Origin of the sequence: Chitinophaga solisilvae (assembly GCF_009928525.1) — a bacterium.
GTDB lineage: Bacteria > Bacteroidota > Bacteroidia > Chitinophagales > Chitinophagaceae > Chitinophaga > Chitinophaga solisilvae.
This window is the reverse complement of record NZ_JAABOK010000001.1, coordinates 675,110-700,283: the sequence shown is the minus strand read 5'-3', so window position 1 is coordinate 700,283 and position 25,174 is coordinate 675,110. Positions and strand designations below refer to the sequence as shown.

The following is a 25,174-nucleotide window of genomic DNA, read 5'->3' as shown; positions in this document are numbered from 1 at the left end:
TTTGCCACCAATAAACAACCACCTGATATGAGAACTTTAAGAACATTCGCCGTTGCCGGCGCTATGCTGTTGCTTTATACCGGCGCTGCCGTAGCACAGGGAATCAAAGTACCGGCTCCAAGCCCGGCACAGACTGTAAAGCAGAACTTTGCTTTGTCCAGCGTAGAACTGAACTACTCCCGTCCTGTTAAAAAAGGAAGAGTTATCATGGGAGATATCGTACCGTATAATAAAGTATGGAGAACAGGTGCGAACTCCCCTACTATCATCACTTTCGGAGAAGATGTGACCTTCGGCGGCGTACCTGTTAAAGCTGGTAAATACGGCCTGCTCACCATTCCCGGTGCTCAGAAATGGACCGTTATCCTCACCAGCAGCCTGGATGTAAGCAGCCCTTCCCAGTACAAACAGGAGAATGACGTGGCTCGCGTAAGCGTAGCGCCTGTGGCCCTCCCTTCCTCCGTGGAGAGCTTCACCATCGCTTTTGAAAAAGTGCTGGAATCTTCTATGGTGCTGACCCTCAGCTGGGACAAAGTGAAAGTGCCTGTAATCATCACAGCTGACATCGAAAATAAAATCCTCACCCAGATCGATGAGGCCATGCAGCACGGTGATAAAAAACCGTACTTCCTCGCTGCCTCCTACTACTACGAACATAACCGCGATATCAAAAAAGCGGCCGAATGGGTAGATGCAGCTACTGCCGAAAGTCCGGATGCCTTCTGGATCTGGCACCTGAAAGCAAAAATCTATGCGAAAGCAAAAGATAACAAAGTTGCCAGAGAAGCAGCTATGAAATCTATCGAACTGGCTAAGGCAGCTAAAAACGATGATTATGTGGCGCTGAATAATAAACTGCTGGCAACGCTGAAGTAATTCTAATTACAAATTACGAATTACGAATTACGAATGAAAGCGAAGACCGACGCGAAGATCAATATAAGATCCGCGTCGGTCTTCGCTTTCATTCGTAATTCGTAATTCGTAATTTGTAATTAGAATTATTTACGCCTTCCTGGTTTTTAATACCAGCTGCAATATCAGCGCAAATACCACCACCAGCAAACAGCCAATGGCATTGAGCCAGAGGAAAGAAACATGATTCAGCCAATACATGTACAGCACCACGATTTCCGCTGCAATAGCTGCCCAGAATGTAGCGGTACCTCCTACCCGCTTCAGGTAGAAAGCAACCATAAATATTCCCAGCGTAACGCCGTAAAACCAGGACCCCAACACATTCACCACTTCTATCAGGCTTCCCAGACCACTGGCAAACTGCGCTACCACAATACAGAACACACCCCATATCAGCGTCCAGAGTTTAGACATACGGAGGTAATGCTCCTGCGATGCATGCGCGTTATAGAGGCGCTGGTAGACATCTATCACAGTAGTAGATGCCAGGGAATTCAGCGCTGCTGCAATACTGCCCCATGCCGCCAGGAAAATAATAGCGATCAGCAGCCCTACCAATCCTTTCGGTAAACTATTTACGACGAAATGCAGAAAAATATAATTGGTATCATTGGTATCAGCAGTTGGATCTGCTTTCTTTATGACGCTGAGTGCGGATGTCCGTACAGCCTGCGCAGCAGCATCGGTTGCCTGTAGCGCCTGTTTGGCGGCGGCCACCTGTTCGTTGTTACCTGCTTCCAGTGCAACGGCCAGCTCCTTCACCTGTTGCTGCTTCACCGCGCCCAGCTGATTGTATTTATCTTCCAGCCGCTGTAGCGCCGGCCCCTGCTCTGTTTTGTGTACACGGGCCAGCTGCGCTTCGTTGAAAAATACCGGCGCACGGAAATACAAATAGAATACAAATACCAGGGCGCCGATAAGCAATATCAGAAACTGCATCGGTACCTTTACCAGGCCGTTCATCAGCAATCCCATCCTGCTCTCTTTTACGGATCGTGCCGTAAGATAGCGGCCCACCTGCGACTGATCTGTTCCGAAGTACGACAACGCCAGGAAAAACCCTCCTATCACACCACTCCAGATATTGTACTTATCTTTCCAGTCGAATTTTGTTACAATAACATTCAGCTTATCCATTTTGCCGGATACCTGCAGGGCCTGTTTGAATCCGATGTCTGCCGGCAGCAGATGTACTACCATCCACCCTGCCAGGAACATACCACCAAAAATAATCACCAGCTGAAGCGTCTGTGTATAGGCTACGGCACGGGTACCGCCGGCTACCGTATAGATGATGAGCAATCCGCCCATAATCATGTTGGTCCAATATAAATTCCAGCCCAGCAAAGAGGAAAGGATGATGGAAGGCGCGCAGATACTGATACCGGTAGACAGCCCCCGCTGAATGAGAAACAGCGCAGAGGCCAGCGTCCGTGTTTTCAGATCAAACCGTTTCTCCAGAAACTCATAGGCTGTATATACTTTCAGCTTATGGAAGATGGGTACAAAGGTGATACATAATACCACCATCGCCAGCGGCAGCCCGAAGTAATATTGAACGAAACGCATCCCGTCGGTATAAGCCTGGCCGGGAGCGGAGATGAAAGTAATGGCGCTCGCCTGCGTACCGATGATGGACAGCAGCACAATATACCAGGGCATAGACTGATTTCCGAGGAAATAACTTTCCATATCCTGCCGGCCCCGGCTTTTCCAGATACCATACAGTATAATAACAGTCAACGTGGATACAAGTACAATCCAGTCTAATACGCTCATGAAAATGTTTTGGTAAATAAATAGAAAAGCACAATCAGCAATGCCAGCCAGGCTATTACCAATACATACCAATAGCCCCACGACCGAAACAGTGGCGGTTTTTCTTCGTCATACAGGTTCTTGTCAGTCATCCGTTGTCTGTTTTTCGCAGTTAGTCTTCGCGACTGCTCTTGGTCCACATGCTTCCTGTCAGCAGACCCAGTCCGATCCCGATCAGTAAGCCAATGTGCACACGTTTTATTCCAAATCCGATGAATAGTCCCAGAAGGATACAGAGTATCGCTGCTATTCTGAGTCTGGGACGGTTCTGTTCATGTTTTTTAGCCATTTTCTCTTATTCCTTTTTGGCGGAAATCAGGTTCACAAATAAGCGATAAGCACCGGGAACGCCTGCCGGTAGCTGCCGGAAAAATGCCAGCCCTGTATATACGTATCTTCCTTTACCATAGGCTGCCACAATGGTAGAGCCATCCATCGGGCTTTCACCCTTGTCTTTCATGGTAAAGAGTTTATTATATGATTTGTCAATGTTGCCGGGGAAATACAATCCGCGTTCCTGTACCCATCCATTGAAATCCTTTGTGGTGATATCATTGGGATAATGTAAAACAGGATCGCCGGGATTGATGAAGGTAGCTGCTGCATTTTCATCTGTTACACGATCACGGGAAAGGCTAAACGGAAACGGTCCGAGGTCGGTGGTCACCAGCGGGTTGTTGACGTTGTACTGTACCAGCAGGGTTCCGCCGTTTTTCACGTAATCCATCAGGCGGGGCTGCCAGTATTTCATACGTGGGTTCACGTTATAGGCGCGCACGCCGGTGATGATGGCATCATACTGCTGCAGCTGTCCGCCCATTATATCCTTCTCTCCCAGTTCGGTTACATCATATCCTACCTGACGCAGCGAGGCAGCAACCATGTCGCCCGCGCCGGGTATATATCCCAGGCGGTTGCCGTTGTGCTTCAGGTCTACGGTTACCAGCCTGGCTTCCGCGGTAGGAAACAACGTGATCACCGGGATATGGTCATAACGGATATGGCGGATGCTCTGCGTATAGTCTTTACCGTTACAGTTCATCACTACCGTGAACGTATCTACGTGATTGGCAGTGGAAGCCTTTACCGGATGGATGCTGAAGCGTAACTCTGTTTCATCTCCCTTTCTGGCAAGTTTCCAGGGAATATTGTTTTCAGTGGCAGCGAATCCGTCAGGGAGCTGCAGGCGTACCGTACCGGCCACATCATCGGCCATAGCCTGCAATTTCACGGGTACTGACTGCGCTTTATTATCTGTGAAGATGTATACCTGGTTGCTGAGATTGGCCACTACCGGTGGCGTGATGACCAGCGGTTCATACAATTCTCCTTTAACGGGATCGGTGTATTTATACTGCAGGGGGCGTATCAGGGTGAAATCCTGCCCGCCTATCTGCAGCTGGATACGTGTGCTCATGGGTGGCACATTCTCCGGATTGCCTGTCAGCAACGGGTCTGCGATGGCATATGTGCCCAGCGGATGCGGCTCTGCCAGCCAGTAGGGCTGTGAGATGCGGGTATCGGCGGGTACATGTATGGTACGGTTGAAGGTGGTCAGTTTGTTAAAGGCGAGTTCCTGCGGACCAGCGATATTGGGCTGCCCCGGAAGGTCGGCCTGGCGGAGGTATACAGGTACATTGCCTCTGCTGATAACCTGCACGGTAGCTTCCAGTTTATAACCTGCAGCTACGGTAGGCGTAGCGCTGTAGGCTTCTGCCCATACGCCGGCGCAGGCATAAATCAGTTGTTCTGTTTCTTTCAGTTTCTGGTTGCGCCAGTAGCCGTCGGGCAGCGCCTGTATGGCTTTCCGGATTTCCAGGAGGGCAGGTACGGAAGCGCCGGGATGCTCCATATTATAGGTCTGCAGTGCTTTGTCTACCAGCGCACCGATGGCGGCTCCGCCCGGAATACGCGACCAGGAGGTATTTACGCCGTCGAGCAGGCTCTGCTTCGGTGCATCGCCTTTGATGGTAGAGAAGTATTCCATGCTGCTGCCTCTTCCGGCAGGAACACCGAAACCCTGGCTTTTGTGCTGGGAGCGGCTTTCAGCGGCTATTTCCCCATATCCTTTTCCTAACAGGAAATTATACGCTCCTACATCTGTTTTAAACTGGTCATCGGAGATGGTGTTGTTACCCCCGAAGTTGAAGGTATTCCACAGCAGTCTTTTAGCCTGCCAGGGTTTTACATATTTCAGTTGTTCCGGGTAGCGTTTAGGATCAGCGGCGGCCTCGAAGGCCTCTGCGCCCAGCATGGCGGAGGCGGTGTGATGGCCATGTCCGGCGCGGCTGTCGGCCGGGAAGCGGCAGATGATTACGTCTGGTTGAAATTTACGGATCATCCAGACCACATCTCCCAGTATTTTTTCTTTATCCCAGATAGTAAATGTTTCTTCCGGATTTTTGGAGAAGCCGAAATCCTGTGCGCGGGTAAAAAACTGTTCTGCCCCGTCGATACGGCGGGCAGCCAGTAATTCCTGCGTGCGGATAAGGCCCAGCAGTTCAGACTGCTCATCTCCTACCAGGTTCTGACCTCCGTCACCGCGAGTGAGTGACAGGTATCCTGTTCTGTATAATTTTTCTTTTGCGAGATAGCCCAGGAGACGGGTATTTTCATCATCGGGATGGGCGGCGAGGTATAGCACACTCCCCAGTGTATCCAGCTTTTTCAGCTGCAGTTTAATGTCTGCAGCATTCCAGACCGGAGATGGTTGCGCTTTTACCGGTATACCGGCCATCACTGCTATAAACAAAGCCAGTGCAGAAAAGAGTCTTATTAACATGTGCTATTGTGTGAATTTACAGGTGGCCAAAAATAACACATTAATTATTTGATTTACGGATTTTGTGATTTACGGATGTAAAGCACAGCGAATGGCATTAAAATCCCCAATCTGAAAATCCGGGGATCTGAAAATTTAAACATAAAAAAGGTCCCGGCGTGATTCCGGGACCCTACAAGCAAAAACCAACCAGCTTGCAAAAACCAATTATTAACAAAGGCATCTACGATTTCAATTGTAACCCTCGTTTTGCTGGTGGCGTATATTCGGATTGGCATCCAGCTCCCTTTGCGGGATGGGTAAGATTATTTTCGGACCGGGCAATGCCACGGTAATCGACTGATTGTTGGCCAGATACTTTACGAAGGATGTTTTAGTACGCGCCAGATCAAACAGGCGGTGTCCTTCAAAAGCCAGTTCCCTGCGCCGTTCCAGCGCGATGGCGCTCAGCAGTGCCGGGCCGGTGGCGGTAGCTGGGCCTGCTGACGGATCTGCACGCATAATGATCTGTGTCAGATCAGCCTGTGCAGCAGCGGTCAGTCCCAGTCGGGCAGCAGCTTCAGCGCGGATGAGATACAGCTCGGCCAGCCGTATCACCTTCATGCTTTCCGTGAAGGTGTTCACATCCTTGTACTTGGTGATGATATTTGCGGGATCTTCGCCACCGTTAGCGGCGCGTTTTCCCCGTTTCAAAAAGCCCAGCCGTACATCTTTGGCAGGATAGATATTGAAAATATCATCAGTTGCCAGTATTTCACCATATCCGTCCTGGCTGAACATATAGCTCAGGCCATCGGTACCACGGTTATCTACCGGCGTATTGATTACTTCAAAGATCGTTTCTGCATTGCCTGTTACAGCAAAATCACTTACCAGCTTATCTCCCGGCAACAGGGTATAGCGGTTGCTGTTAATGACTGCGGAAGCATTTGCCATGGCTCCTTGCCAGTCTCCCTTATATAACAAAACCCTCGACAGCAAAGCGGTAGCAGTATACTTATTGATTCTACCGGATGAAAAAGCCGTACTGTTACTCTTCTCAAATCTGCTGATCGCTGTTTGCAGGTCGCGGATGATCTGGTCAAACGTTTGCCTGATATTGCTGCGCGAGGGCGACTGCACAGAGTCTACGTTTGTAACGGTGACCAGCGGTATGCCCATATGCGAGGCGTCAGTAGTATAGTTATAGGGCTGCGCATACAACCGGGCCAGGTCGAAAAACACCAGTGCCCTGATGGTATATGCTTCAGCGACTATCTGTCTGGCTTCCGTACTGTCTGCCACAGACGGCAGCAGGAAAATACCAGGCCCCTTCTGAATCACCATGTTCGCATTGGCTACCACGCTGTATAACTGATTCCAGTTATCGGTTACATACGCATCATTAGGGGTTAGAATATATTGGTCATGATTGCGGTACCGGTTGCTGTTGATGACGCTGATATATTCATTGTCACTCCGCAGATCCGGCAGCAGCAACATGGTGCGGCCATAATAATTTTCGTGTTGCATGAGGGAATACACCCCGCTGATAGCGGCCCGCAGGCCCGGCAGGTCTGTAATGGCCTTACCTGTTTCTGTCTGCGTCTGCGGCGTCTGATCCAGGAACGATTTCCCGCAAGCGGCGAGTATTACCGTCAGCAACAGCCCTGCAATATGTTGGTATCGCTTTGACATGCTCTGTTTAAAAATTAATATCAACTCCCAGGAGATAAGTTTTGAATACAGGTGGCCTTTGGTCATAATCCCCGGTTACCGGCACTTCCGGATCCATCGTCAACTGTTTGTCCTTCACATATGCCCAGAGGTTATTGCCTCTGAAATAAATTTTTGCTTCACCGATGCCTGTTCCTGACAGTAAGGATTTAGGCAGATGATAAGCCAGCAGCAGATCTCTCAGGCGGATAAAACTGCCGTCGTACAGAAACCTGGAAGACATCTGGTTACTGAGTCCGGATTGGGTACCGCCATATACTACCTTCGGGATATTGGTGATATCACCGGGCTGCCGCCAACGATTTTCGTATATGCGCCTGGAGAGCTTGGAGGTAGCGCCGAAACCGCCGTTACCATCAGACTCTGTGAAGGGGCCCCAGTTATCATACACCTTGTTACCCCAGTTGTAAAAAAACTGGAAACTCAGATCAAAACCTTTATAGCTGAAATAGTTGGTGACTGCTCCATAAAATCTGGGCAGGGCACTTCCCTGGTAGAACCGCTGTGCATCGCCGAATACCCTGGTCGTAGCTGTTTTGTCGGCATTGGTATACCAGAGGGCCTCGCCTGTCTGCGGATCAGCACCGGCATATCCGACAAGATAAAACTGGTAAAAATCCATGCCTACCTCCCGCCGGTTGATGATGCTGGTCAGCGGATTATCCAGCCTGGTGATGCGGTTGTTTAAGGTAGAGAAGTTAAGGTCAGTTCTCCATGTAAAAGCGCCTTCTTTGCGGGCAACGATATTACGGGAAGATAAGGCCATTTCCCAACCACTGTTCCTCATTTCGCCGGTGTTACGGGTAACGGTAAGTATGCCGTTGGCCGACGATACGGGTACATTCAGCAGCAGGCGTGAGGTTACGCGGTTGTAGTATTCTACGGTACCGGTTATACGATTTTTCGCCACGGCGAAATCGATGCCCGCATTGAACGGCCTGTTCTGTTCCCAGGTAAGATAGGAATTGGGGTACTGACTTAATACATACCCCGGCTTCCCATCATAATCATTTGCCGGATTATAGAGCGACAATGACGCGTAGTTGTCAATAGCCTGGTTTCCGTTGCTGCCGTAGCTAGCCCGTATCTTTAATTCGTTAACGCCGGGAATATCCTGCAGGAAAAATTCCCTGTAAATATTCCAGGCTACCCCCAGCGACCAGAACGTGGCACTGAGCCGGTCCTTGCCAAACCGGGATGAAGCATCCCTGCGCACTGATCCTGTGAGGTAATATTTTTGCCGGTAGTCGTATGCTGCGTTCAGGAATAATCCGGTAAGTGCATTGGCAGTATTAACAGAAGTGGCTGTCTCCGGTTTGGAGGCGTCTGCCAGTTCCCGCTTACCGGGCAGCAGATTGGTGGCGGAGGCGGCATTGCCGTTGATCGCCGTTCTCTGCGCTTCATATCCTGCAAATGCGTTGATGCCGTGATCATTCCATCTGCGGTTAAACCGGAGTATGTTGGTAGACACCCAGTTGTTCCACAGTTTATTATTCACATATACGTGACCGTTAGTATTTCTGCCGTCGCCGAAACCCGGAGAATCGAAGGAATTGCTTTTGGCATAATTCAGGTCGAGACTGATCCTGGTATCGAAAGAGAGGTAATCCGTGAAGGTATACCTGGCGCCGGCGCTTCCCAGTAATCCGTAGATAGTGCCTGTGCGGCTTACGCCTTCGAGGATGGCTACCGGATTGAACGTGTTGTTGTAGCTGAAATCATAGCTGCCGTCGGCATTGTAGATTTTCAGCCAGGGTTGTACTCTGGCCAGGGAGCGCACGGGATTGGCATTCAGCCCCACATCTCCTACCGCATTGGCACGCTGGTAACCGAGCGAGAGGTTTACATTAAAGGTAAGCCTGCTCGTAGCGTTATTGCTGAGATTCAGCTTGCCGGTCATTCTTTTATAATCCACCCCGCGGAGTGCGGATTTGGAGTCATAATAGCCGCCGGACAGGTAGAACTTCGTTTTTTCATTACCGCCTGCCGCAGAAACATTAGCCTGCGTATAGCTGCCATGGCGGGTGAGCGCGCTAATCCAATCGGTGTTGATAGTGGTGTCGATACCGCGTGCCTTTATTTCCTTCTGAAAACCCGCTTCGCCGCTGCCATCATTTTTGTTGGCCCAGCCTTCCCGCAACAGCTCCATCATTTCGCGGGTGTTGAGCGGATAAGATTCCCGGCCCAGTGTCAGCTGGTTGATACCCTGCTGCACAGAGACGCTGATCCTGGTTTTGCCGGCCTTACCGGTTTTGGTGGTGATCAGTATCACCCCGTTGGCGGCGCGGGAACCATAAATAGAAGCCGCGGCGGCGTCTTTCAGAATAGAGATGGAAGCAATATCTGAGCTGTTGATACCAGCCAGTGAATTGACATTGTAATCGGTCAGGTCTTCCGATACTACCGGTACGCCATCCACTACATAGAGCGGTGAGCTGCCGGCAGTAATAGAACCGATACCCCTGATACGGATACTCGGTACGGAGCCTGGTTGCCCGGAACCGTTGCTGGATTGCAATCCGGGGACATTTCCCTGTAAACTTTCCTGGAAGCTGCTACGTGGAGCTTTGTCATAAAGCGCTGTATTCACTGTAGTAGCTGAACCTGTCAAAGAACCTTTTGTCTGTACGCCATAGGCCACCACCACTACTTCATTCAGGCCCCTGGCGTCATCCTTCATAATGATGTTCACATCCTGCTGATTGCTCACCGGTACCCGCTGTTCTTCATAACCGATGAAAGAACAGACCAGGTAGGCCGATGCAGGCGCTTCCAGTTTAAACCGGCCATAGGTGTCGGTTGTAGCGCCTTTGTTTACTCCGGCAATACGGATACTGACACCAGGAAGCGGCTGGCCGCTGATGTCAGTAACCCGTCCGCCGATGCTGACTGACTCACTGGTTACCGGCGTGGTATCCGGAGTGATGGCAATCAGATTGGCCGAAAGCATTTTGTAAGTAAGACCGGTATGCTTTAACACCCTGTCCAGTACTGCTTCCAGCAGGTCCTCTTTCATATGCACTGATACCTTTAAATCAGCAGGTATCAGATCGTTTCTGTATACAAAACGACAGTTACTTTTTTTCTCGATTAATTTCAGCAACCGGGTGACCGGCATATGCTCTGCATCTACAGAGATACGCGCGTGCTGGCCGGATACATTCCCGGATAAATGTAAAAAGGTAATAAGAATAATAACAGACACCAGTTTCATTAGCAGTACAACTTTTCCTTATGTATGTGTGCAAAAGGATGACAAAATGTATGTTTTTTTTGCATACATTTAGGTTGTAAAAGGTCATAAAACGACGACAGTACTACATTGCCAAGTGAAGCTATCTGCCGTTGGATCTAAACGAAGGGTAAATGTTTGCAGCATTTGCCCTTTTTTATGCCATTGGTATCCAAACTTTTTTTCCGAACATATTTTCTTATTGGTTCTTATTGGTTGATGAATACTTCGTTACCCGCAATGCGGCAACGGAATGATGATGTAACCTTCAGCGCCTCCAATATTTCAGGCAATGATTCATTTTTAAAAGTACCGGTAAACCTATAGGTCATTAATTTTTTATCCTTCAGATGAATTTTGACGCCAAACCAGCGCTCCATCTTTAATGCCACGTCCCTGAATCCTTCGTTATCGAATATCAGGAAGTTGTCGCACCAGGCTGTTTCATTGATAATATTACCCTGCTCATTCCTTCTGATATGGGTAATGCTGTATTCCGGAGATGCATTCACGTTATGCTCCGGACTCAGTACTGTAATTTTCTGATTGGGCTCCAGCTGCACTTTCTGCGAGCCGTTCTTATTGAACCATACCTCCACTGCACCGGTTATAAGAGAGGTTTCCGTTTGACGGTCAGTCGGGTATGCTTTGATATTAAATGTTGTGCCCAGCACTTTTACCTGCATGTTGCTGGTATGAATGATAAACGGTCTGTCTGCATTTTTCGTTACATTGAAAAAGGCCTCTCCCGACAACATAATTTCCCGCTGCCTGCTGGTGTTCATGGCAGGGTTATAAGTCAGGCGGCTGCCACCGTTCAGCCATACTTCCGTGCCGTCCGGCAAAATAGCTTTTGAGCGCGAGCCGTTACGGGTCTGTATTTCCGCTGTTTCCACCGGCGCTGCTGTTTTATTTTTCCCGGAGAACAACCAGGTGCTGATGCCTCCTGTCATTACTACCAGCAGCGATACTACAGCAATCATTCCGCTGCGCCGCTTCTTTTTTACCGGCGCCGGCATATCCTGCGGGAACTCCTCCTGCATTCTGGCCAGGTGCTTCTCCAGCGCAACATCAGTTTTCTGCCTCCACTCCTCCTGGCTAACAGGCTGCCAGCTGCTGAGTACAGCGAACTGGTACCTCTCCGCAGGATATTGTACCAACAACTCCTCCAATTCACGCAGCTCCGCCATCGTGGCTTCGCCCGATACCTTTCTTCCCAGCAATAACCAAATTCTTTCCTGTTCCATGTGTTTAGTACAAAAGCATGATTACATATAGAAGGACAAGCAGATTTAAAGAATCTACTACTCCCTTTGAAAAAAAATTTTATTTGAGATTTTATTATTTGAGATTTTGTACCCAATCGTAGTCTACCCTGGGACTTACAGGCCCGGCATTATACCATGATTGGGTACAAAATCTCAAATAATAAAATCTCAAATAAAAAAATTATTCAGACCTGAAAAAGGAGAGATTAATGGCTTCGCTGATTTTTTTCAGGGCCTGTGCCATGTGTACGTCGATGGTATTAACGGAGATATCGAGGATCTGGGCTACTTCCTTGTATTTTAAGCCGTCTTCCCGGATCAGTTTGAAGATCATCTTTCTTTTGGGAGGCAGGTCGTTGATAGCAGCCTGTATTTTTTTTACCATCTCCCCGGAAATATAGATCTGTTCAGGCGTAGCGTAGCTGACACTGAAATCCACTGCCAGTTCATCCAGGCTGAAATGACGGGTACGTGCTTCTTTGGTGAGGTAGTTGAGGGCTATATTTTTGGTGGACACGTAGAGGTATACACGCAGATTCTGCACCTGCAGCAGCCGTTCGCGGTTTCTCCAGACATTCATGAATACGTCTGATGCGATTTCTTCGGCGGACTCCCAGGATTTTACGATTGAATAGGCAAACTGACTGAGCGGCTTATAGAATATCCTGAACAGCGCCTTGTATGCCTGTTCATCACCCAGCGATGCCACCCGTTCTGCCAGCAACTGTATATTTGCTTCCTCCGTCAAAATGTATACTTTGGTTGAATTAAGGTGGCTAAAGATACTTAGTAATAACCGGAATTTTCAAATGAATTCCCCTGCATTTCACTAAATAAATAAAAATAATTGCCGGAGATAACAGAATACCCCCATCATGGAAACTTTAGTACCATGGCGATGTTGCGGTGAGGACAGTACTGTCTTCCGGCCGGGATTTCGGGTCAGGGCCTGTTTATTTTTTGAACATGAAATATACCGCTCCTATCAGGAAGCAGAATGATACGAGGTAGTTCCAGCGCAACGGCTCTTTAAGAAAAAATACCGCGAATACGCTGAATACGGTCAGGGTAATTACTTCCTGGATTGTTTTCAGCTGAAATCCGCTGAAGCCTTCCTGTGCACCGAGACGATTGGCGGGCACCATGAAACAGTACTCAAAAAAGGCAATTCCCCAGCTGATGAGAATTACTTTCCAGAGGGCAGTGTCCTGATGTTTGAGATGCCCGTACCAGGCGAAGGTCATGAAGGTGTTGGAAATAAACAGTAAAATGATGGTGCGCATGGAAGTATATAATTACTTGTTATCTTCTGTCAGTGAACCGGCTGCAATCATCGGCAGCAGGGCATTATGAAGGAATGTACCTTTAAACAGGGCAAACATCACTCCTCTTGTAGTGGAAAGAGAGGTACTGTGCAGGGTTTCTACCAGTGCCTCCGGCAGGTCCGGCTGACCGGCTGCATTAATACGGACTGTTTCGTCAAAATTGTCCAGGGTATATTCGCAGCTGACCACTACGGAGCCCAGGAGCCGGTGAATAGACTCGTTATGGATATCGATTTTCACGATGACGGTCAGCAGTTTTCTTTCTTCATCTGCCTTGCTGGTGATATTGATTCCAAACCGGAAGCTGGTCATCACCGGGTGGCCGCCCGGATGATGCAGGGTATGATCCAGCAGTTCCATTCCTTTCAGCACCAGGCCTACCGGCCCGGAGGATATTACTTGTGCTTTTCTGGTCATTGTTATTTAAACAGATAGTAATTAAATTTCGGTTATGCCTGCTCCTGGCTGCCGGAAGTACGATAAGGCAGCTGAGCGGGAACATCATTTACAGTTACGGTTAATTTAATATTCCGGATTACCTTGGAGGATGGAGGCGTGAAGAATACCGCAATCGGAACTTCCAGTGCGATGGCTATTTCTGACAGGGTATCAATCGTAAAATTGTGCCCCCCGCTGAGCCATCTGGAGATTTCAGAAGGGCTTTTACCCATTCTTGCCGCCAGGTCTTTATTGTTCCATCCTTTTTCGTTCATGAAGTTACCTATCCTGTCGGCCAGCATTATTTTGGCGCCGATCTGCAGGTGCTCCAGTGGCGTGATGCCTGCCAGCAAATCAGCAATGATTTCACTGCTGTATTTCCGTGGTACGTTACTACGTGTCATCTTTTTCAAAAATTAAGTCTCCCGTTAATGGGGATTTATCGGAGGACCAATATACATTTCCTGCGCTCATTCTTCCGAAAATATCTTGCGAAACCTGCTTCATCCTGATCATTTCGGGCGAATCTCCCGTACCGGTGGCAGTGGTAACCGCCTTCTCTCCTCCTCCCAGCAGCAGCAGATTTTCTCCCAGTCTGATACAATACAGGCGCAGGGTATGATCCGGAAAATCACACAGGAAATATATCCCATTTCCGGCGTACCGGAAGAATTTTTCCTGTGTGCCTACCTGGCCTCCCATTTCCCTTAAAAGTGCGGCAATAGCACCTACTTCTCTTCTGTGATGAGTTGTGTACTGCCTGATAAAGTGCTCCAATAGACAAATTTTAGCTCCCTGCATATAGATTGAATAAATACGGGCCCGTCTGCCTGAAAATTGCTCCAATTCAATTATCTCGTAGTTCACAGGATACCGGTGTTTAACAGCGGGTTGGTTAAAAAATGGGGTTTGTTGAGTGACAGTTCACATGAAAGCTAACAACCTGCACATCTGTGTGCTGATCTGAAAGGTGCGCTGATTAACGCAAACCTTTTTAGAAAGAGAGCCGTTTCCGGCTCTCGTGGGTCAAACAATGGATATGGGGTTAATCAAAATTAGCTTATATGTAAATTTCAATGCTAAAATACGAATATTTTTGTAACATCAAAATATTTTATTGCATTATAAGTAAATTTTTATCAGAAAAATGAGTATCTACTCTCTCCTGCTACACATAAAAGTGAATAAAAAAGAAAGGGAAGCCGGAAGGCTCCCCTGAGATCAAACCAAAATGGGTTTCCATTTTTGGATGCTATTGAATTGTTGGATGCTATACGAGACTATTGTTCGAGCTTAATTTCGCCCAGGTCAGTTGCCTTACCTTCTTCTACCTTTACGTCCTTGATAACCGCATTTTTATATGGCGCTTTACCCAGGATGGTAATTGTATATGTGCCGGATTTTGCAGCAGGGATAGCGAAAGCGCCCTGTGCTACCGCACCTTTCAGTTTATCGGTACCATTATCTGCTTCTACTTCCGTTGCGCCGTCTGCAGGTGTTACCTTACCGGTGATAGAACCGCCTTCCACGGTGCGGAGAGAGTCCATACCTTTAACGGAATCCATACCCTTCAATGAATCCAGGCTGATCAGGGAGTCATTACGGAAAAGAGAATCTGTTGCAGCAAGTGAATCAACCCGTACCAGGGAGTCCACACCGGCAGCCAATGAATCTGACACTACAGCGATACTGTCTGCAGATTTTACCGTTGATGCATCTACACTTTTAAAAGCAGACGTTCCTACTACTATTGCAGCTAAAGCGAGCATTCCTGTGATTGTTTTTTTCATGACTTCAAATTTTTTGTATGGTTAAAATATGATGACTAAATAATTACACCTCCTTGTGCATGATTTTTGTGTTATGCTCAATTCGGTAACGGCCGTATACCAGAAATACATCCGGCACAGCGCTTACCATTAGTGAAAGAAATGTTAAAGACGAAAAAATTTGTCTGGCAGTTTAAATTACAAAGAGGGCACTTTGAAGGAAAAGCAATACAGCAACGCATTTCATGGCTACTTTCCCTTTACCGCAGTCCTTCATATCCGGTAATCTGTCATTCATTTATTTTTAAAAATCTATCTTCGCACCTGCGGAAACAAATGATTACAGCATGTTGCATTTGAGTAACGAAGAAATAGTTAAGGGCATAAGAAACAGAAGTAAAGAAGTGTTTGAGGCTGTTTTTAAACAGTTCGCTCCCTCTATGTATAATATAGCCTACCGCTATGTGAAAGATGAGGACGACGCAAACGATATGGTACAGGACGTATTCCTCAACCTGTGGAAAGGTGCGGAAAACCTGGATGAAAGAGCGCCTGTTAATCACTATCTCGCACGTGCTACCGTTAACACCTGTCTGAACCGCATCAAAAAAGAACAACGCAAGGAAGGCTATGTAAAGGAACAGCTGGTAACCGCCAGTCATGCAGACAATACCCCTTCCCAGCTGGAACATAAGGAACTGGAAGCCCAATACCGTTCCGCACTGGAAAAACTTCCGGAACAGTGCCGCCGCGTTTTTGAAATGAGCCGGCTCAAAGGCTTGTCCCCCGCTGAAATAGCAGAACAATTAAATATCTCTATCAATACCGTATATGCCCATCTTACCACTGCGCTGAAAAAATTACGGGTCGTGCTTATTAATAAGGAATAGGCGCAAAAAAAATTTTAACATTGCTTAGTGGTAAACATCTTTCCGGTTGTATAGTTAATAAGTAGCCATGAACAGTAAACCAGACATAGATATTGTGATCCGTTACCTGGAAGATCCGGAGAATGTGCAGCATAAGAAGCTGCTCAACGACTGGATTCAACAGGATCCCGGTAACCTGGACATTTTCCTGGATATGAAAGACATGTGGCACGGCGATCCGCTTCCTGCCGCTTCCGCTTTCGATACCCAGGGACAATGGCAGCACCTCGATGCTGCGCTGGATAAGGTTCCTGCCGCGCCTCCCGCAACAACCCGGGTGGTCAAAATGCAGGGACGCTACTGGTGGGCTGCTGCCGCCGTTATCCTCATCGCCGGCACTATCACTTGGCTGGGGCCCGGACGCTATAAAACCGTTACCACTGCACAAAACCTCGACAGCCTTCATCTTCCCGACGGCTCCACCGTATATCTCAATGCCCATACCAGCATCAGATATGCCCGCTCCTTCGGAAAAGATAACCGCCATATTAAAATAGAAAAGGGAGAAGCCTTCTTCGACGTTACCCGTAATGAAGCCCTCCCCTTCACCGTAGATGCACCGGATGTGGAAGTACGGGTGCTCGGCACTTCCTTCAACGTGAAAGCCGCTGACGCAGGCGTAAAAGTATTCGTGCAATCCGGTAAGGTAAGCGCTGCCTGGAAAGGCACCGAGAAAAAAGTAATCCTGACGCCTGGCGTGGAAGCCTCCCTGAAACATCGTGGCAGTGACATTAACACACAGGTGTACTCCAAAAACAATAACATCCTCGCCTGGAAAACGAGATGCCTTGTTTTCGATGATTCCCCGCTGGCGGAAGTAGCAGCTGCATTATCGGACTTTTACAATGTACAGGTAAACATCTCCAACGGGCAACTGGCAGATAAAAAACTGCTGGCAACTTTCCGGAACATGCCCCTGGATGAGGTCCTGGACATCATGAGAAAAACCCTTCAAATCAACATCTCTCATAAAAACAACCTGGTAGACATCTACTAACAGCGCCCGACACTTGCTTATGCAGCAATTATTGCTACAGGCGCGGCGCTCTGATACCAGGTTTAGGTGCCTGCCTGTTTTTATTTTTCCTGTTATCCTGGTGCTGGCGGGCTATGCAGCCTCCGCTCAGACACCTGTTGCCCCTCCGAAAAAAATCTCTGTCGAATACGTCAACGCCAGTCTCAAAACAGTACTGCGCGCCATTGAACAACAGACAAAATATACTTTCGCCATCTCTTCGGAAGAACTCGAAACCCGCCATGGCGTTAATATTCACGTCCACAACGCTCCGCTTACCGATGTACTCCGCCAGCTGTTCCCTCCCAGCCGCTATAAAGTGGAAATCAAAGACGGGCAAATCATCGTCATCCCGCAAAATGCCGCAGATACAGACCTCCAGCCCAGCAACAGCAGACGCGTCAGCGATAGCAACAAATGGGCTGTCAACGGTACGGTAACAGACGGCATGGTACCGCTCAGCGGCGTTTCTATCCGCGAAAAAGGGACGCAAAACGGTACCGCCACCAGTGAAAACGGTTCCTTCCGCCTGGAAGTTGCCGGTCCGGTCATGCTCTCAGTATCCCTGATAGGATTTGAAACCAAAGATATTTATGTACGCGACCGCAGAACATTATCCGTCACCCTGCAACCCGATCTGAAGAAACTCAATGAACTGGTTGTACTGGGATATGGCCTGCAGAAACGCGCCAACATCACCGGCGCTATCTCACAGGTGGAAGGCGCACGTCTCAAAAGCCGCCCCGTATCCAATGTGATGGCTGCGTTGCAAGGCACCGCCACCGGACTGGTAGTGACCCGCAGCAACGGTCAGCCGGGCCGCGAAGGATTTAATATCCAGGTGCGCGGCGTCAGCTCAGGCTCCGGTTCTAACACCCCCGTGATTGTTGACGGCGTTCCCGGTTCCCTCGCCGTGCTGAATCCGGATGATATCGAGTCTGTCTCCATCCTGAAAGATGCGGCGGCAGCCTCCGTATATGGCGCACGTGGCGCCGGCGGCGTGGTGCTGGTTACCACCAGAACGGGCAAACCAGGAAAACTGTCTGTAGACTTCAACACACTCGGCGGATATGAATCCCCGATCCGGCTTCCTAACCGCCTGCCCGCCATGCAACAGGCTTCTATGATGAATGCAGCAGCTGAAAATGCCGGTATGCCTGCTCCCTGGCAGCCTTATGAAATTGCATTGATGCAGAACGGAAATCATTACGCTATCGATTATGCACACCCGGACTTCTACCGGTATTATTATAATTTCGACCAGCTCCCGCTTCTCACAAAAAATAAAACCAGCATACAGAACTACAACATATCTGTAAAAGGCGGTGACAGCCTTCGCCAGTTTTCTGCTTCTGTGGGGTATTTCGGAAGACAGGGACTCTTCGCTACAGGTCCGGATAAAACACATCGGGTAAATGCACGCGTTAGTCTGAATACCCGGTTTAATAAACATTTCAGCCTGGAAACAAGAGTATCGTATGCGCAGACAAATACCATCTCTCCTTCTCAAACGGTAGAAGGTCCGCAGGGCTTACTGGCAGGGCTTTACAGAGGACCTGCCAATGTGCCCGTATTTGTTCCCGGCACCAGCAACTATGCCTATGGCGGATCAGCCACCTACGCCATCCTGCATGAAGGAGGACGCAGAGAAGAAAAAAACAATTACGCAGATGCAGTGCTCACCTTCCGTGCAGACAGTCTGGTAAAGGGTCTTACGCTCAGGCTCATCTACAGCCCACAGCAACACATCCTGCAGGATAACCTCGGCAGGCAGACTATCCCGCTCTGGAACCGCGTAGCGCCGGTAGCTGCCATACAACCGGAGAACATGCTGCAGAAAAGCCGGCTTAAAGCCAGTAGCGGCAATCTCCAGGCACTGGCAGATTATGATGTAAAAGTACGGCAGCATAATTTTCACTTCCTCGGTGGCCTCACACAGGAAACCTATAACACCACACAGGAAACAGGCGCTTCCTACCAGATTACATCGCAGGAAATCAGCGGCACCTGGTTCAGTAGCCCGCCGCAGTATACAATGTCACAGGCTGCCTCCGGATCGCTCACCTCTCTTTTCGGCAAGCTGAACTACAACTATGATAACAGGTACCTGCTGGAACTGAATCTTATCGGCGCTCACCTGAAGCAGCATGCTACCGTATTTCAGCCAATGGAGCAATGGCAAGCCTTTCCTTCCTTATCTGCAGGATGGCGGCTCAATAACGAACAGTGGTTCAACCGCGCGCTACCCTTCTTTAACGATTTTAAACTGCGATGGTCATGGGGCAGACTGGGCAATGTGAACAGCTGGAATAACATCGCTAATGATGAAAGATTACAAACCTTTACGTTCAACTATTCTTCGCCCTTCTCCCGCTTTGTTTATAAAAATCCTATTCCGCAGGCCAGTGGCTGGGAGAATATTTCCACCAACAATTACGGATGGGATGCCACGCTGTTCCGCGGCAGGCTTACGCTTTCTGCTGATTATTTTGTGAAACGCAACCGCGACATGCAGATACCGGTGCTGACCTCTTCGGGGACCGGCGCATGGCCGCTGCGCTTCAATACCGGCGAAATGAAGTCATGGGGCTGGGAACTCAATGTGGGTTGGAGAAGTACCGGCAGGCCGTTCACCTGGTACATCAATGCCAACCTCTTTAACAACCAGACAAAAGTACTGAAGAATGACGGCGTTGCTCCGCAGGCCGGCTGGAATCAGGGCATTCCGGGATATCCCTATTCTTCCCTCTTCGGATATGTAGCCGACGGCTATTTTGAAAGCAATGCTGCCGTTAGCCAGCATGCCTTCCAGCATGATAAAACCGCCGCCGGCGATATACGCTACCGCGACATTAACGGTGATAACCGTATAGATAACGCGGACCTTGTATACCTGGGCAGCACTGATCCGCAGTATGCCTACGGCATTGATGCGGGTTTCTCCTGGAAAGGATTTGATTTCTCTGTTTTCTTCCAGGGTGTCAGCAACCGTAAAGTAATGCCGGACCCACGTTACAATGTTCCGTTTACATCCGGCTGGCAGCGTCCATGGGACATTAACGCAGACTACTGGCGGCCGGATAATCCGAACGCCATGTTCCCGCGGCCATTCATGTATGACCAGCACAACACTGTTCCTTCCAGCCATTGGGTGATGAACGGCGCCTATATCAGGCTAAAAAATCTGCAGCTGGGTTACACCTTCCCGGCCTCTCTGCTAAAACGCAGCGCCATCAATAATCTGAGGATTTATTTCTCCGGTCAGGATCTCTGGGAAACCAATAATATGATGATAAAATATTACGACCCCGAACAGGCCGGCGGCTATAACGGTAACGTATATCCGTTTTTCCGCTCCTACACCCTGGGGCTAAACATCGGCTTATAATCATTTAATTATTTAAGATTTTTTCATTTGAGATTTCTCTCCAATATAAAAGCCCTCCGGAAAGTCCGGAGGGCTTCTTTATTTATTCAAAATCTCAAATAAAAAAATCTCAAATAATTAAATGGTTTTCTCTTTTTTGCCAGCCAGCAGGTACAGGGCTGCCATACGCACGGCTACGCCGTTTTCTACCTGGTCGAGGATGATGGACTGGCCGGAGTCCGCTACGTCGGAATTTATCTCCACGCCCCGGTTAATGGGACCTGGGTGCATGATCACAATTTCCTTCTGCAAACTGTCCAGCAGCTGCCTGTTTACGCCGTAGGCCAGGGAATATTCGCGCAGGGAAGAGAACAATGGTGTGTTCTGTCTTTCGAGCTGAATACGCAACACGTTGGCAACATCGCACCAGGCCAGCGCTTCCCGGATATTGTAGCTGACATTGACACCGAGTGCCGCAGCCATATGTTTTGGAATGAGCGTTGGCGGACCAACAACGGTTACCTCTGCACCCAGTTTCTTGAGGCAGTAGATGTTGGAGAGCGCTACGCGTGAGTGCATAATATCTCCGCAGATAGCGACCTTCTTACCTTCTACACTGCCCAGTCTTTCCCTGATAGAGAAGGCATCGAGCAGCGCCTGTGTCGGATGCTCATTGATACCGTCACCGGCATTCAGAATGGGGACGTTGATGTGTCTGGCGAGAAAGTGCGGCGCACCGCTGGCCGAATGGCGCATCACTACCACATCCACTTTCATGGACAGGATATTGTTCACCGTATCGATCAGGGTTTCTCCTTTTGATACTGAGGACCCCGAAGCAGAAAAGTTTACGGTATCTGCTCCCAGACGTTTCTCCGCCAGCTCAAAAGAGATGCGGGTACGTGTTGAGTTCTCAAAAAATAAATTAACGATGGTAGTATCGCGCAGCGTGGGAACTTTTTTAATCGGCCTTTGTAAAACCTCTTTAAACTGGTCGGCTGTTTGAAAAATAAGTTCTATATCCTGGCGCTGCAGATCGCGAATTCCGAGTAAGTGTTTTACAGAAAGTGACATTAATGTGCAAATATAAAGGGTGAAATCTGAAATCAGAAATCCCGGTTCAATTTTAATCAACCAGAATCACTTCATCTTTACCATCTCTTTGTTCCCAGAGCACCCTTACTTTTTGTGAAATAAAGGCATCAATGGTGCGCCCGGTATAATCAGGCTGAATAGGTAACTGACGGCTGAAACGGCGGTCTATCAAGGCCAGCAGCTCCACGGAAGCCGGGCGACCGAAGTCGAGCATGGCATCCAGGGCAGAGCGGATGGTACGGCCGGTATACAGCACATCATCTATTAACACTACCTTTTTATTTTCTATGGAAAAATCAATGTTCGTTTCGTTCGGCACATGGAGGGTGTTGCCTTTATTGAAGTCATCACGATAAAATGTAATATCCAGCTTCCCGTAGTGAATAGCCGTTCCTGGCAACAATTTCTTTAATGTCTCGTAAATCCTGTCAGACAGATAAATACCACGTGGCTGAAGCCCTATCAGTACAGTGTTTTCAAACTGCAGGTGATTTTCTATCAGCTGGTGGCAAAGCCTGTCTATCGTAATAGCTAGCTGTTTACCGTTTAGTATGGTTTTCAAAACACAACGTTTTAGGGGCCAAAAATAATGATATTTCCCTTTATGTGTCGTACTTTTAGTTACAGTAAACAGACAATATGCGATTATTAAAGTTGATACTCACTATGACAGCCTTCTTTCAGTTATTCGGTTCTTCCGCCAGCTCGCAGATCAAAACGGGCGATAAAATACCTTCCTTCTCCCTGCAGGATCAGAACGGAAAAACCTTTCAAATCAGCAGTGTATTGGGAAAGCAACCACTGGTAATATATTTTTATCCGAAAGATGAAACCAGTGTATGTACCAAAGAGGCCTGCTCCTTCCGTGATTCATATCAGGATTTTCAGAAATACGGCGCTGTCGTGATCGGTATCAGTGCAGATAATGTGGCTTCCCACCAGAGTTTCGCTACACATCACAGCCTTCCTTTCACTTTGCTGAGCGACCCGAAAAATGAAGTACGTAAATTATTCGGTGTACCGAAAACCTTCGTCATACCGGGCCGCGTTACCTATATCGTAGATAAAAACGGTATCGTGGTACATACATTCAATTCCATGCGCGATGGCGAGAAACATGTAACGGAAGCGCTGGAAGCCCTGAGGAAACTATAATATTGGGGAATTACGAATTACAAATTACGAATTGCGAATGAGGAGCGAAGACATAAGCGAAGAAGTAAATTCTTTATCCGCTTATGTCTTCGCTCCTCATTCGCAATTCGTAATTCGTAATTCGTAATTCTCCAGTATTATAGTTTCCTTAAATCACGGAAGGAACTGATTTCTTCTTTCAGCTGGAAAAGCTGCATCCCCCAGATAAGACCCTGTACCAGGGCATATGCGGTGAGTGCGAGAAAGGCGGCGATTTGGGTAACATTGCCGACCTTATCGAACAGGTTAATAATTTTTATCAGGAATAAAGCGGCGCAGAGCAGGAACAACCCTACTTTTATTCCTTTACTTTTCAATTGTTTTTTAAAGTAGATCCCGTAGGCATTCAATGCCTCCTGGCCGGCAGCAGGCAACGGGAAGCCGTTGGTCACAAAGCGTTGTTCCAGGTCTGCTACGCGCAGCTGTTTCGGTTTCTCTGCAAAGTAAGTCTGAGCTATCGTTTCAGGTGCTACCTTCTCCTTCTCCATAACAGTCATTTAATTCAAAGTGCAATAATAAAAAAAAGGCGGTGAATATGTATTCACCGCCTGCTAAATATTAAATCATTAACATTCCTATGCTTCGTTCAGGAAAGGATACCTGTAGTCGGTAGCAGGTACGAAAGTTTCCTTGATACTTCTTGCACTCAGCCAGCGATAGAGGTTCAGCATGGAACCGGCTTTATCGTTGGTACCGGAAGCGCGGGCGCCGCCAAATGGCTGCTGTCCTACTACTGCGCCGGTGGGTTTGTCGTTGATGTAGAAGTTACCTGCGCTGTTAGCCAGTTTTCTGGTGGCCAGTTCAATCGCGTAGCGGTCCTGCGCGATGATAGCGCCGGTCAGTGCATACTCGGAGGTACTGTCAACTGTCACGAGGATCTCGTCAAATTTGTCTGCCTCATATGTGTAGATAGTCAGCACGGGGCCGAAGATTTCTTCACACATGGTCACATAGTTCGGATCGGTGGTTTCGATCACGGTAGGTTCGATGAAGTAGCCTACAGATTTATCGTAGTTACCGCCGGCGATGATTTTTGCTTTCGGGTCCTTTTTCGCGTTCTCGATGTATTGTGCAATTTTATCAAAGGACTTTTCATCGATCACTGCGTTGACGAAGTTGCTGAAATCTTCTGTAGATCCCATTTTCATGGTTTTCAGATCAGCAACGAGTTTTGATTTTATATCAGCAGCAAGATTGTCTGGTAGGTATGCGCGGGAAGCGGCGGAGCATTTCTGTCCCTGGTATTCAAAAGCGCCACGTGCCAGTGCGGTAGCCGCGATGCCGGCATCGGCGGATTTGTGTATCAGAACGAAGTCTTTACCACCTGTTTCACCTACGATACGGGGGTATGATTTGTATTTGTGAATGTTCTGTCCGATTGTTTTCCACATGGTCTGGAACACACCGGTAGAGCCGGTGAAGTGGATGCCTGCAAAGTTCGGATCTGCGAAGCAGATATCACCGATCAGCGGACCGCCGGCGTATACGAGGTTGATAACGCCTGCAGGCAGACCTGCTTCGATCAGCACCTTCATGATGATGTTGGCAGCGTATACCTGTGTGTTAGCAGGTTTCCATACTACCACGTTACCGCACATGGCAGCGGAAGTAGGCAGGTTACCGGCAATAGCGGTAAAGTTAAACGGCGTTACAGCGAGCACGAAACCTTCCAGCGGGCGGTATTCCATTCTGTTGTGGATGCCGGGAGCGCTGACAGGCTGCTGGCGGTAGATTTCGCTCAGGAAGTGTACATTGAAACGGAGAAAGTCAATCAGTTCGCAGGCGCTGTCTATTTCCGCCTGGAACGGATTTTTACTTTGTCCCAGCATGGTAGCTGCGTTGATATGAAAGCGGTACTTGGTGGCAATCAGGTCAGCTGCACGCAGGAATATGCCTGCACGTTGTTCCCAGTCCATATTGGCCCATTTTTCACGGGCAGCGAGTGCAGCTGCGATAGCATCTTTCACGTGGGATTCCTTACCCTGGTGAAAATGTCCCAACTTATGCTTGATTTCATGCGGCGGACGCAGGTCTACGGTTTCACCTGTACGCACTTCCTCACCGCCGATATACATGGGAATATCCGCTACTTCCGCTTTAAATGCCGCCAGTTGTTTCTTCAGGCCTGCCCTTTCCGGAGAGCCTGGTGCATAGCTTAATACGGGCTCATTGGCTGGCGCCGGGTATTGAAAATATCCTGTATTCATTTCCTCAGATTTTGTTGGTGTATCAATTAACAAAAAAAGTTTCTGCTGCAAATGTACGTCTTCATTTACAGCAGAAACCCTATAATTATTTACCAGTAATT

At 48.4% G+C, this 25,174-nt stretch carries 22 protein-coding genes; 5 read left to right on the top strand and 17 right to left on the bottom strand.

Features of this window, described 5'->3' with window-relative positions; all coding sequences use genetic code 11:
• The first annotated feature begins 27 nt into the window (after nucleotides 1-27).
• Nucleotides 28-876 (top strand): DUF2911 domain-containing protein, encoded by an 849-nt coding sequence (locus tag GWG06_RS02510; RefSeq protein ID WP_127040165.1) that lies wholly within the window; start codon nucleotides 28-30, stop codon nucleotides 874-876.
• Nucleotides 877-1,005: 129 nt separating this feature from the next.
• Here the strand turns inward: GWG06_RS02510 and GWG06_RS02505 are convergent, their stop codons facing one another.
• From GWG06_RS02505 to GWG06_RS30515, 13 genes are all read right to left on the bottom strand, one after another.
• Nucleotides 1,006-2,697, bottom strand: a complete 1,692-nt coding sequence (locus GWG06_RS02505; protein ID WP_160711090.1) for a sodium:solute symporter family protein — start codon at nucleotides 2,695-2,697, stop codon at nucleotides 1,006-1,008.
• Nucleotides 2,694-2,828 carry a hypothetical protein gene (locus GWG06_RS30665; RefSeq protein ID WP_262888656.1) on the bottom strand — a complete coding sequence of 45 codons (135 nt, stop codon included), beginning with the start codon at nucleotides 2,826-2,828 and terminating at the stop codon, nucleotides 2,694-2,696. Before GWG06_RS30665 ends, GWG06_RS02505 begins: the two co-directional genes overlap by 4 nt.
• 20 nt (nucleotides 2,829-2,848) lie before the next feature.
• Nucleotides 2,849-3,025 (bottom strand): hypothetical protein, encoded by a 177-nt coding sequence (locus GWG06_RS02500; protein ID WP_160711088.1) that lies wholly within the window; start codon nucleotides 3,023-3,025, stop codon nucleotides 2,849-2,851.
• A 6-nt stretch (nucleotides 3,026-3,031) separates the two neighbouring features.
• Nucleotides 3,032-5,518: a PIG-L family deacetylase gene (locus GWG06_RS02495; protein ID WP_235938092.1), complete on the bottom strand. Its 2,487-nt coding sequence runs from the start codon at nucleotides 5,516-5,518 to the stop codon at nucleotides 3,032-3,034.
• A gap of 231 nt (nucleotides 5,519-5,749) precedes the next feature.
• Entirely contained in the window at nucleotides 5,750-7,195 is a 1,446-nt protein-coding gene (locus tag GWG06_RS02490) for a RagB/SusD family nutrient uptake outer membrane protein (protein ID WP_160711086.1), read from the bottom strand.
• 7 nt (nucleotides 7,196-7,202) lie between these two features.
• Complete coding sequence (locus GWG06_RS02485; RefSeq protein ID WP_160711084.1) at nucleotides 7,203-10,448, bottom strand: SusC/RagA family TonB-linked outer membrane protein; 3,246 nt, start codon at nucleotides 10,446-10,448, stop codon at nucleotides 7,203-7,205.
• 227 nt (nucleotides 10,449-10,675) lie between these two features.
• Nucleotides 10,676-11,713 carry a FecR family protein gene (locus tag GWG06_RS02480; RefSeq protein WP_160711082.1) on the bottom strand — a complete coding sequence of 346 codons (1,038 nt, stop codon included), beginning with the start codon at nucleotides 11,711-11,713 and terminating at the stop codon, nucleotides 10,676-10,678.
• Between the two features lie 202 nt (nucleotides 11,714-11,915).
• Entirely contained in the window at nucleotides 11,916-12,482 is a 567-nt protein-coding gene (locus GWG06_RS02475; protein WP_127040149.1) for an RNA polymerase sigma factor, read from the bottom strand.
• 205 nt (nucleotides 12,483-12,687) lie between these two features.
• The gene (locus tag GWG06_RS02470) at nucleotides 12,688-13,017 is read right to left on the bottom strand and encodes a DMT family protein (protein ID WP_127040128.1); all 330 of its coding nucleotides are present in this window, start codon (nucleotides 13,015-13,017) and stop codon (nucleotides 12,688-12,690) included.
• A gap of 12 nt (nucleotides 13,018-13,029) precedes the next feature.
• Nucleotides 13,030-13,476: a hypothetical protein gene (locus GWG06_RS02465; RefSeq protein ID WP_160711080.1), complete on the bottom strand. Its 447-nt coding sequence runs from the start codon at nucleotides 13,474-13,476 to the stop codon at nucleotides 13,030-13,032.
• Between the two features lie 32 nt (nucleotides 13,477-13,508).
• Nucleotides 13,509-13,901 (bottom strand): helix-turn-helix domain-containing protein, encoded by a 393-nt coding sequence (locus tag GWG06_RS02460; RefSeq protein ID WP_202182926.1) that lies wholly within the window; start codon nucleotides 13,899-13,901, stop codon nucleotides 13,509-13,511.
• Nucleotides 13,891-14,274 carry a hypothetical protein gene (locus GWG06_RS02455; RefSeq protein WP_160711078.1) on the bottom strand — a complete coding sequence of 128 codons (384 nt, stop codon included), beginning with the start codon at nucleotides 14,272-14,274 and terminating at the stop codon, nucleotides 13,891-13,893. Before GWG06_RS02455 ends, GWG06_RS02460 begins: the two co-directional genes overlap by 11 nt.
• Before the next feature lie 503 nt (nucleotides 14,275-14,777).
• Complete coding sequence (locus GWG06_RS30515; RefSeq protein WP_235938090.1) at nucleotides 14,778-15,287, bottom strand: carboxypeptidase-like regulatory domain-containing protein; 510 nt, start codon at nucleotides 15,285-15,287, stop codon at nucleotides 14,778-14,780.
• Between the two features lie 326 nt (nucleotides 15,288-15,613).
• Here GWG06_RS30515 and GWG06_RS02445 point away from each other — a divergent pair, with 326 nt between their 5' ends.
• The 3 genes from GWG06_RS02445 (at nucleotide 15,614) to GWG06_RS02435 (ending at nucleotide 20,598) form a co-directional block, all read left to right on the top strand.
• On the top strand, nucleotides 15,614-16,156 hold the full coding sequence (locus GWG06_RS02445) for an RNA polymerase sigma-70 factor (RefSeq protein ID WP_127040119.1): 543 nt from the start codon (nucleotides 15,614-15,616) through the stop codon (nucleotides 16,154-16,156).
• Nucleotides 16,157-16,223: 67 nt separating this feature from the next.
• Complete coding sequence (locus tag GWG06_RS02440) at nucleotides 16,224-17,192, top strand: FecR family protein (RefSeq protein WP_160711076.1); 969 nt, start codon at nucleotides 16,224-16,226, stop codon at nucleotides 17,190-17,192.
• A gap of 19 nt (nucleotides 17,193-17,211) precedes the next feature.
• Nucleotides 17,212-20,598 (top strand): TonB-dependent receptor, encoded by a 3,387-nt coding sequence (locus GWG06_RS02435; protein WP_160711074.1) that lies wholly within the window; start codon nucleotides 17,212-17,214, stop codon nucleotides 20,596-20,598.
• Nucleotides 20,599-20,715: 117 nt separating this feature from the next.
• Here the strand turns inward: GWG06_RS02435 and GWG06_RS02430 are convergent, their stop codons facing one another.
• Nucleotides 20,716-21,651, bottom strand: a complete 936-nt coding sequence (locus GWG06_RS02430) for an aspartate carbamoyltransferase catalytic subunit (protein WP_127035262.1) — start codon at nucleotides 21,649-21,651, stop codon at nucleotides 20,716-20,718.
• 52 nt (nucleotides 21,652-21,703) lie between these two features.
• A complete protein-coding gene (gene pyrR / locus GWG06_RS02425; RefSeq protein ID WP_127035264.1) occupies nucleotides 21,704-22,234 on the bottom strand; it encodes a bifunctional pyr operon transcriptional regulator/uracil phosphoribosyltransferase PyrR in 531 nt (176 codons plus the stop codon).
• 77 nt (nucleotides 22,235-22,311) lie between these two features.
• Between pyrR and GWG06_RS02420 the strand changes: the two genes are divergently transcribed.
• On the top strand, nucleotides 22,312-22,827 hold the full coding sequence (locus GWG06_RS02420) for a peroxiredoxin (RefSeq protein WP_235938088.1): 516 nt from the start codon (nucleotides 22,312-22,314) through the stop codon (nucleotides 22,825-22,827).
• Nucleotides 22,828-22,964: 137 nt separating this feature from the next.
• Here the strand turns inward: GWG06_RS02420 and GWG06_RS02415 are convergent, their stop codons facing one another.
• On the bottom strand, nucleotides 22,965-23,354 hold the full coding sequence (locus tag GWG06_RS02415; protein ID WP_160711072.1) for a hypothetical protein: 390 nt from the start codon (nucleotides 23,352-23,354) through the stop codon (nucleotides 22,965-22,967).
• Between the two features lie 87 nt (nucleotides 23,355-23,441).
• Nucleotides 23,442-25,073, bottom strand: coding sequence for an L-glutamate gamma-semialdehyde dehydrogenase (gene pruA, locus GWG06_RS02410; RefSeq protein ID WP_127035268.1), 1,632 nt, complete (start codon nucleotides 25,071-25,073; stop codon nucleotides 23,442-23,444).
• Nucleotides 25,074-25,174: the final 101 nt, after the last annotated feature.

Excerpts from the sequence above, each read along its gene's own strand:
- GWG06_RS02460 (WP_202182926.1), bottom strand. The coding sequence starts at position 13,901 with ATGACACGTAGTAACGTACCACGGAAATACAGCAGTGAAATCATTGCT.
- GWG06_RS02440 (WP_160711076.1), top strand. The coding sequence starts at position 16,224 with ATGAACAGTAAACCAGACATAGATATTGTGATCCGTTACCTGGAAGAT.
- GWG06_RS02495 (WP_235938092.1), bottom strand. The coding sequence starts at position 5,518 with ATGTTAATAAGACTCTTTTCTGCACTGGCTTTGTTTATAGCAGTGATG.
- GWG06_RS02480 (WP_160711082.1), bottom strand. The coding sequence starts at position 11,713 with ATGGAACAGGAAAGAATTTGGTTATTGCTGGGAAGAAAGGTATCGGGC.
- GWG06_RS02415 (WP_160711072.1), bottom strand. The coding sequence starts at position 23,354 with ATGGAGAAGGAGAAGGTAGCACCTGAAACGATAGCTCAGACTTACTTT.
- GWG06_RS02490 (WP_160711086.1), bottom strand. The coding sequence starts at position 7,195 with ATGTCAAAGCGATACCAACATATTGCAGGGCTGTTGCTGACGGTAATA.
- GWG06_RS02510 (WP_127040165.1), top strand. The coding sequence starts at position 28 with ATGAGAACTTTAAGAACATTCGCCGTTGCCGGCGCTATGCTGTTGCTT.
- GWG06_RS02445 (WP_127040119.1), top strand. The coding sequence starts at position 15,614 with ATGTTGCATTTGAGTAACGAAGAAATAGTTAAGGGCATAAGAAACAGA.
- GWG06_RS02435 (WP_160711074.1), top strand. The coding sequence starts at position 17,212 with ATGCAGCAATTATTGCTACAGGCGCGGCGCTCTGATACCAGGTTTAGG.
- GWG06_RS30515 (WP_235938090.1), bottom strand. The coding sequence starts at position 15,287 with ATGAAAAAAACAATCACAGGAATGCTCGCTTTAGCTGCAATAGTAGTA.
- pruA (WP_127035268.1), bottom strand. The coding sequence starts at position 25,073 with ATGAATACAGGATATTTTCAATACCCGGCGCCAGCCAATGAGCCCGTA.
- GWG06_RS02465 (WP_160711080.1), bottom strand. The coding sequence starts at position 13,476 with ATGACCAGAAAAGCACAAGTAATATCCTCCGGGCCGGTAGGCCTGGTG.
- GWG06_RS30665 (WP_262888656.1), bottom strand. The coding sequence starts at position 2,828 with ATGACTGACAAGAACCTGTATGACGAAGAAAAACCGCCACTGTTTCGG.
- GWG06_RS02485 (WP_160711084.1), bottom strand. The coding sequence starts at position 10,448 with ATGAAACTGGTGTCTGTTATTATTCTTATTACCTTTTTACATTTATCC.
- GWG06_RS02470 (WP_127040128.1), bottom strand. The coding sequence starts at position 13,017 with ATGCGCACCATCATTTTACTGTTTATTTCCAACACCTTCATGACCTTC.
- GWG06_RS02500 (WP_160711088.1), bottom strand. The coding sequence starts at position 3,025 with ATGGCTAAAAAACATGAACAGAACCGTCCCAGACTCAGAATAGCAGCG.
- GWG06_RS02420 (WP_235938088.1), top strand. The coding sequence starts at position 22,312 with ATGCGATTATTAAAGTTGATACTCACTATGACAGCCTTCTTTCAGTTA.
- GWG06_RS02505 (WP_160711090.1), bottom strand. The coding sequence starts at position 2,697 with ATGAGCGTATTAGACTGGATTGTACTTGTATCCACGTTGACTGTTATT.
- GWG06_RS02430 (WP_127035262.1), bottom strand. The coding sequence starts at position 21,651 with ATGTCACTTTCTGTAAAACACTTACTCGGAATTCGCGATCTGCAGCGC.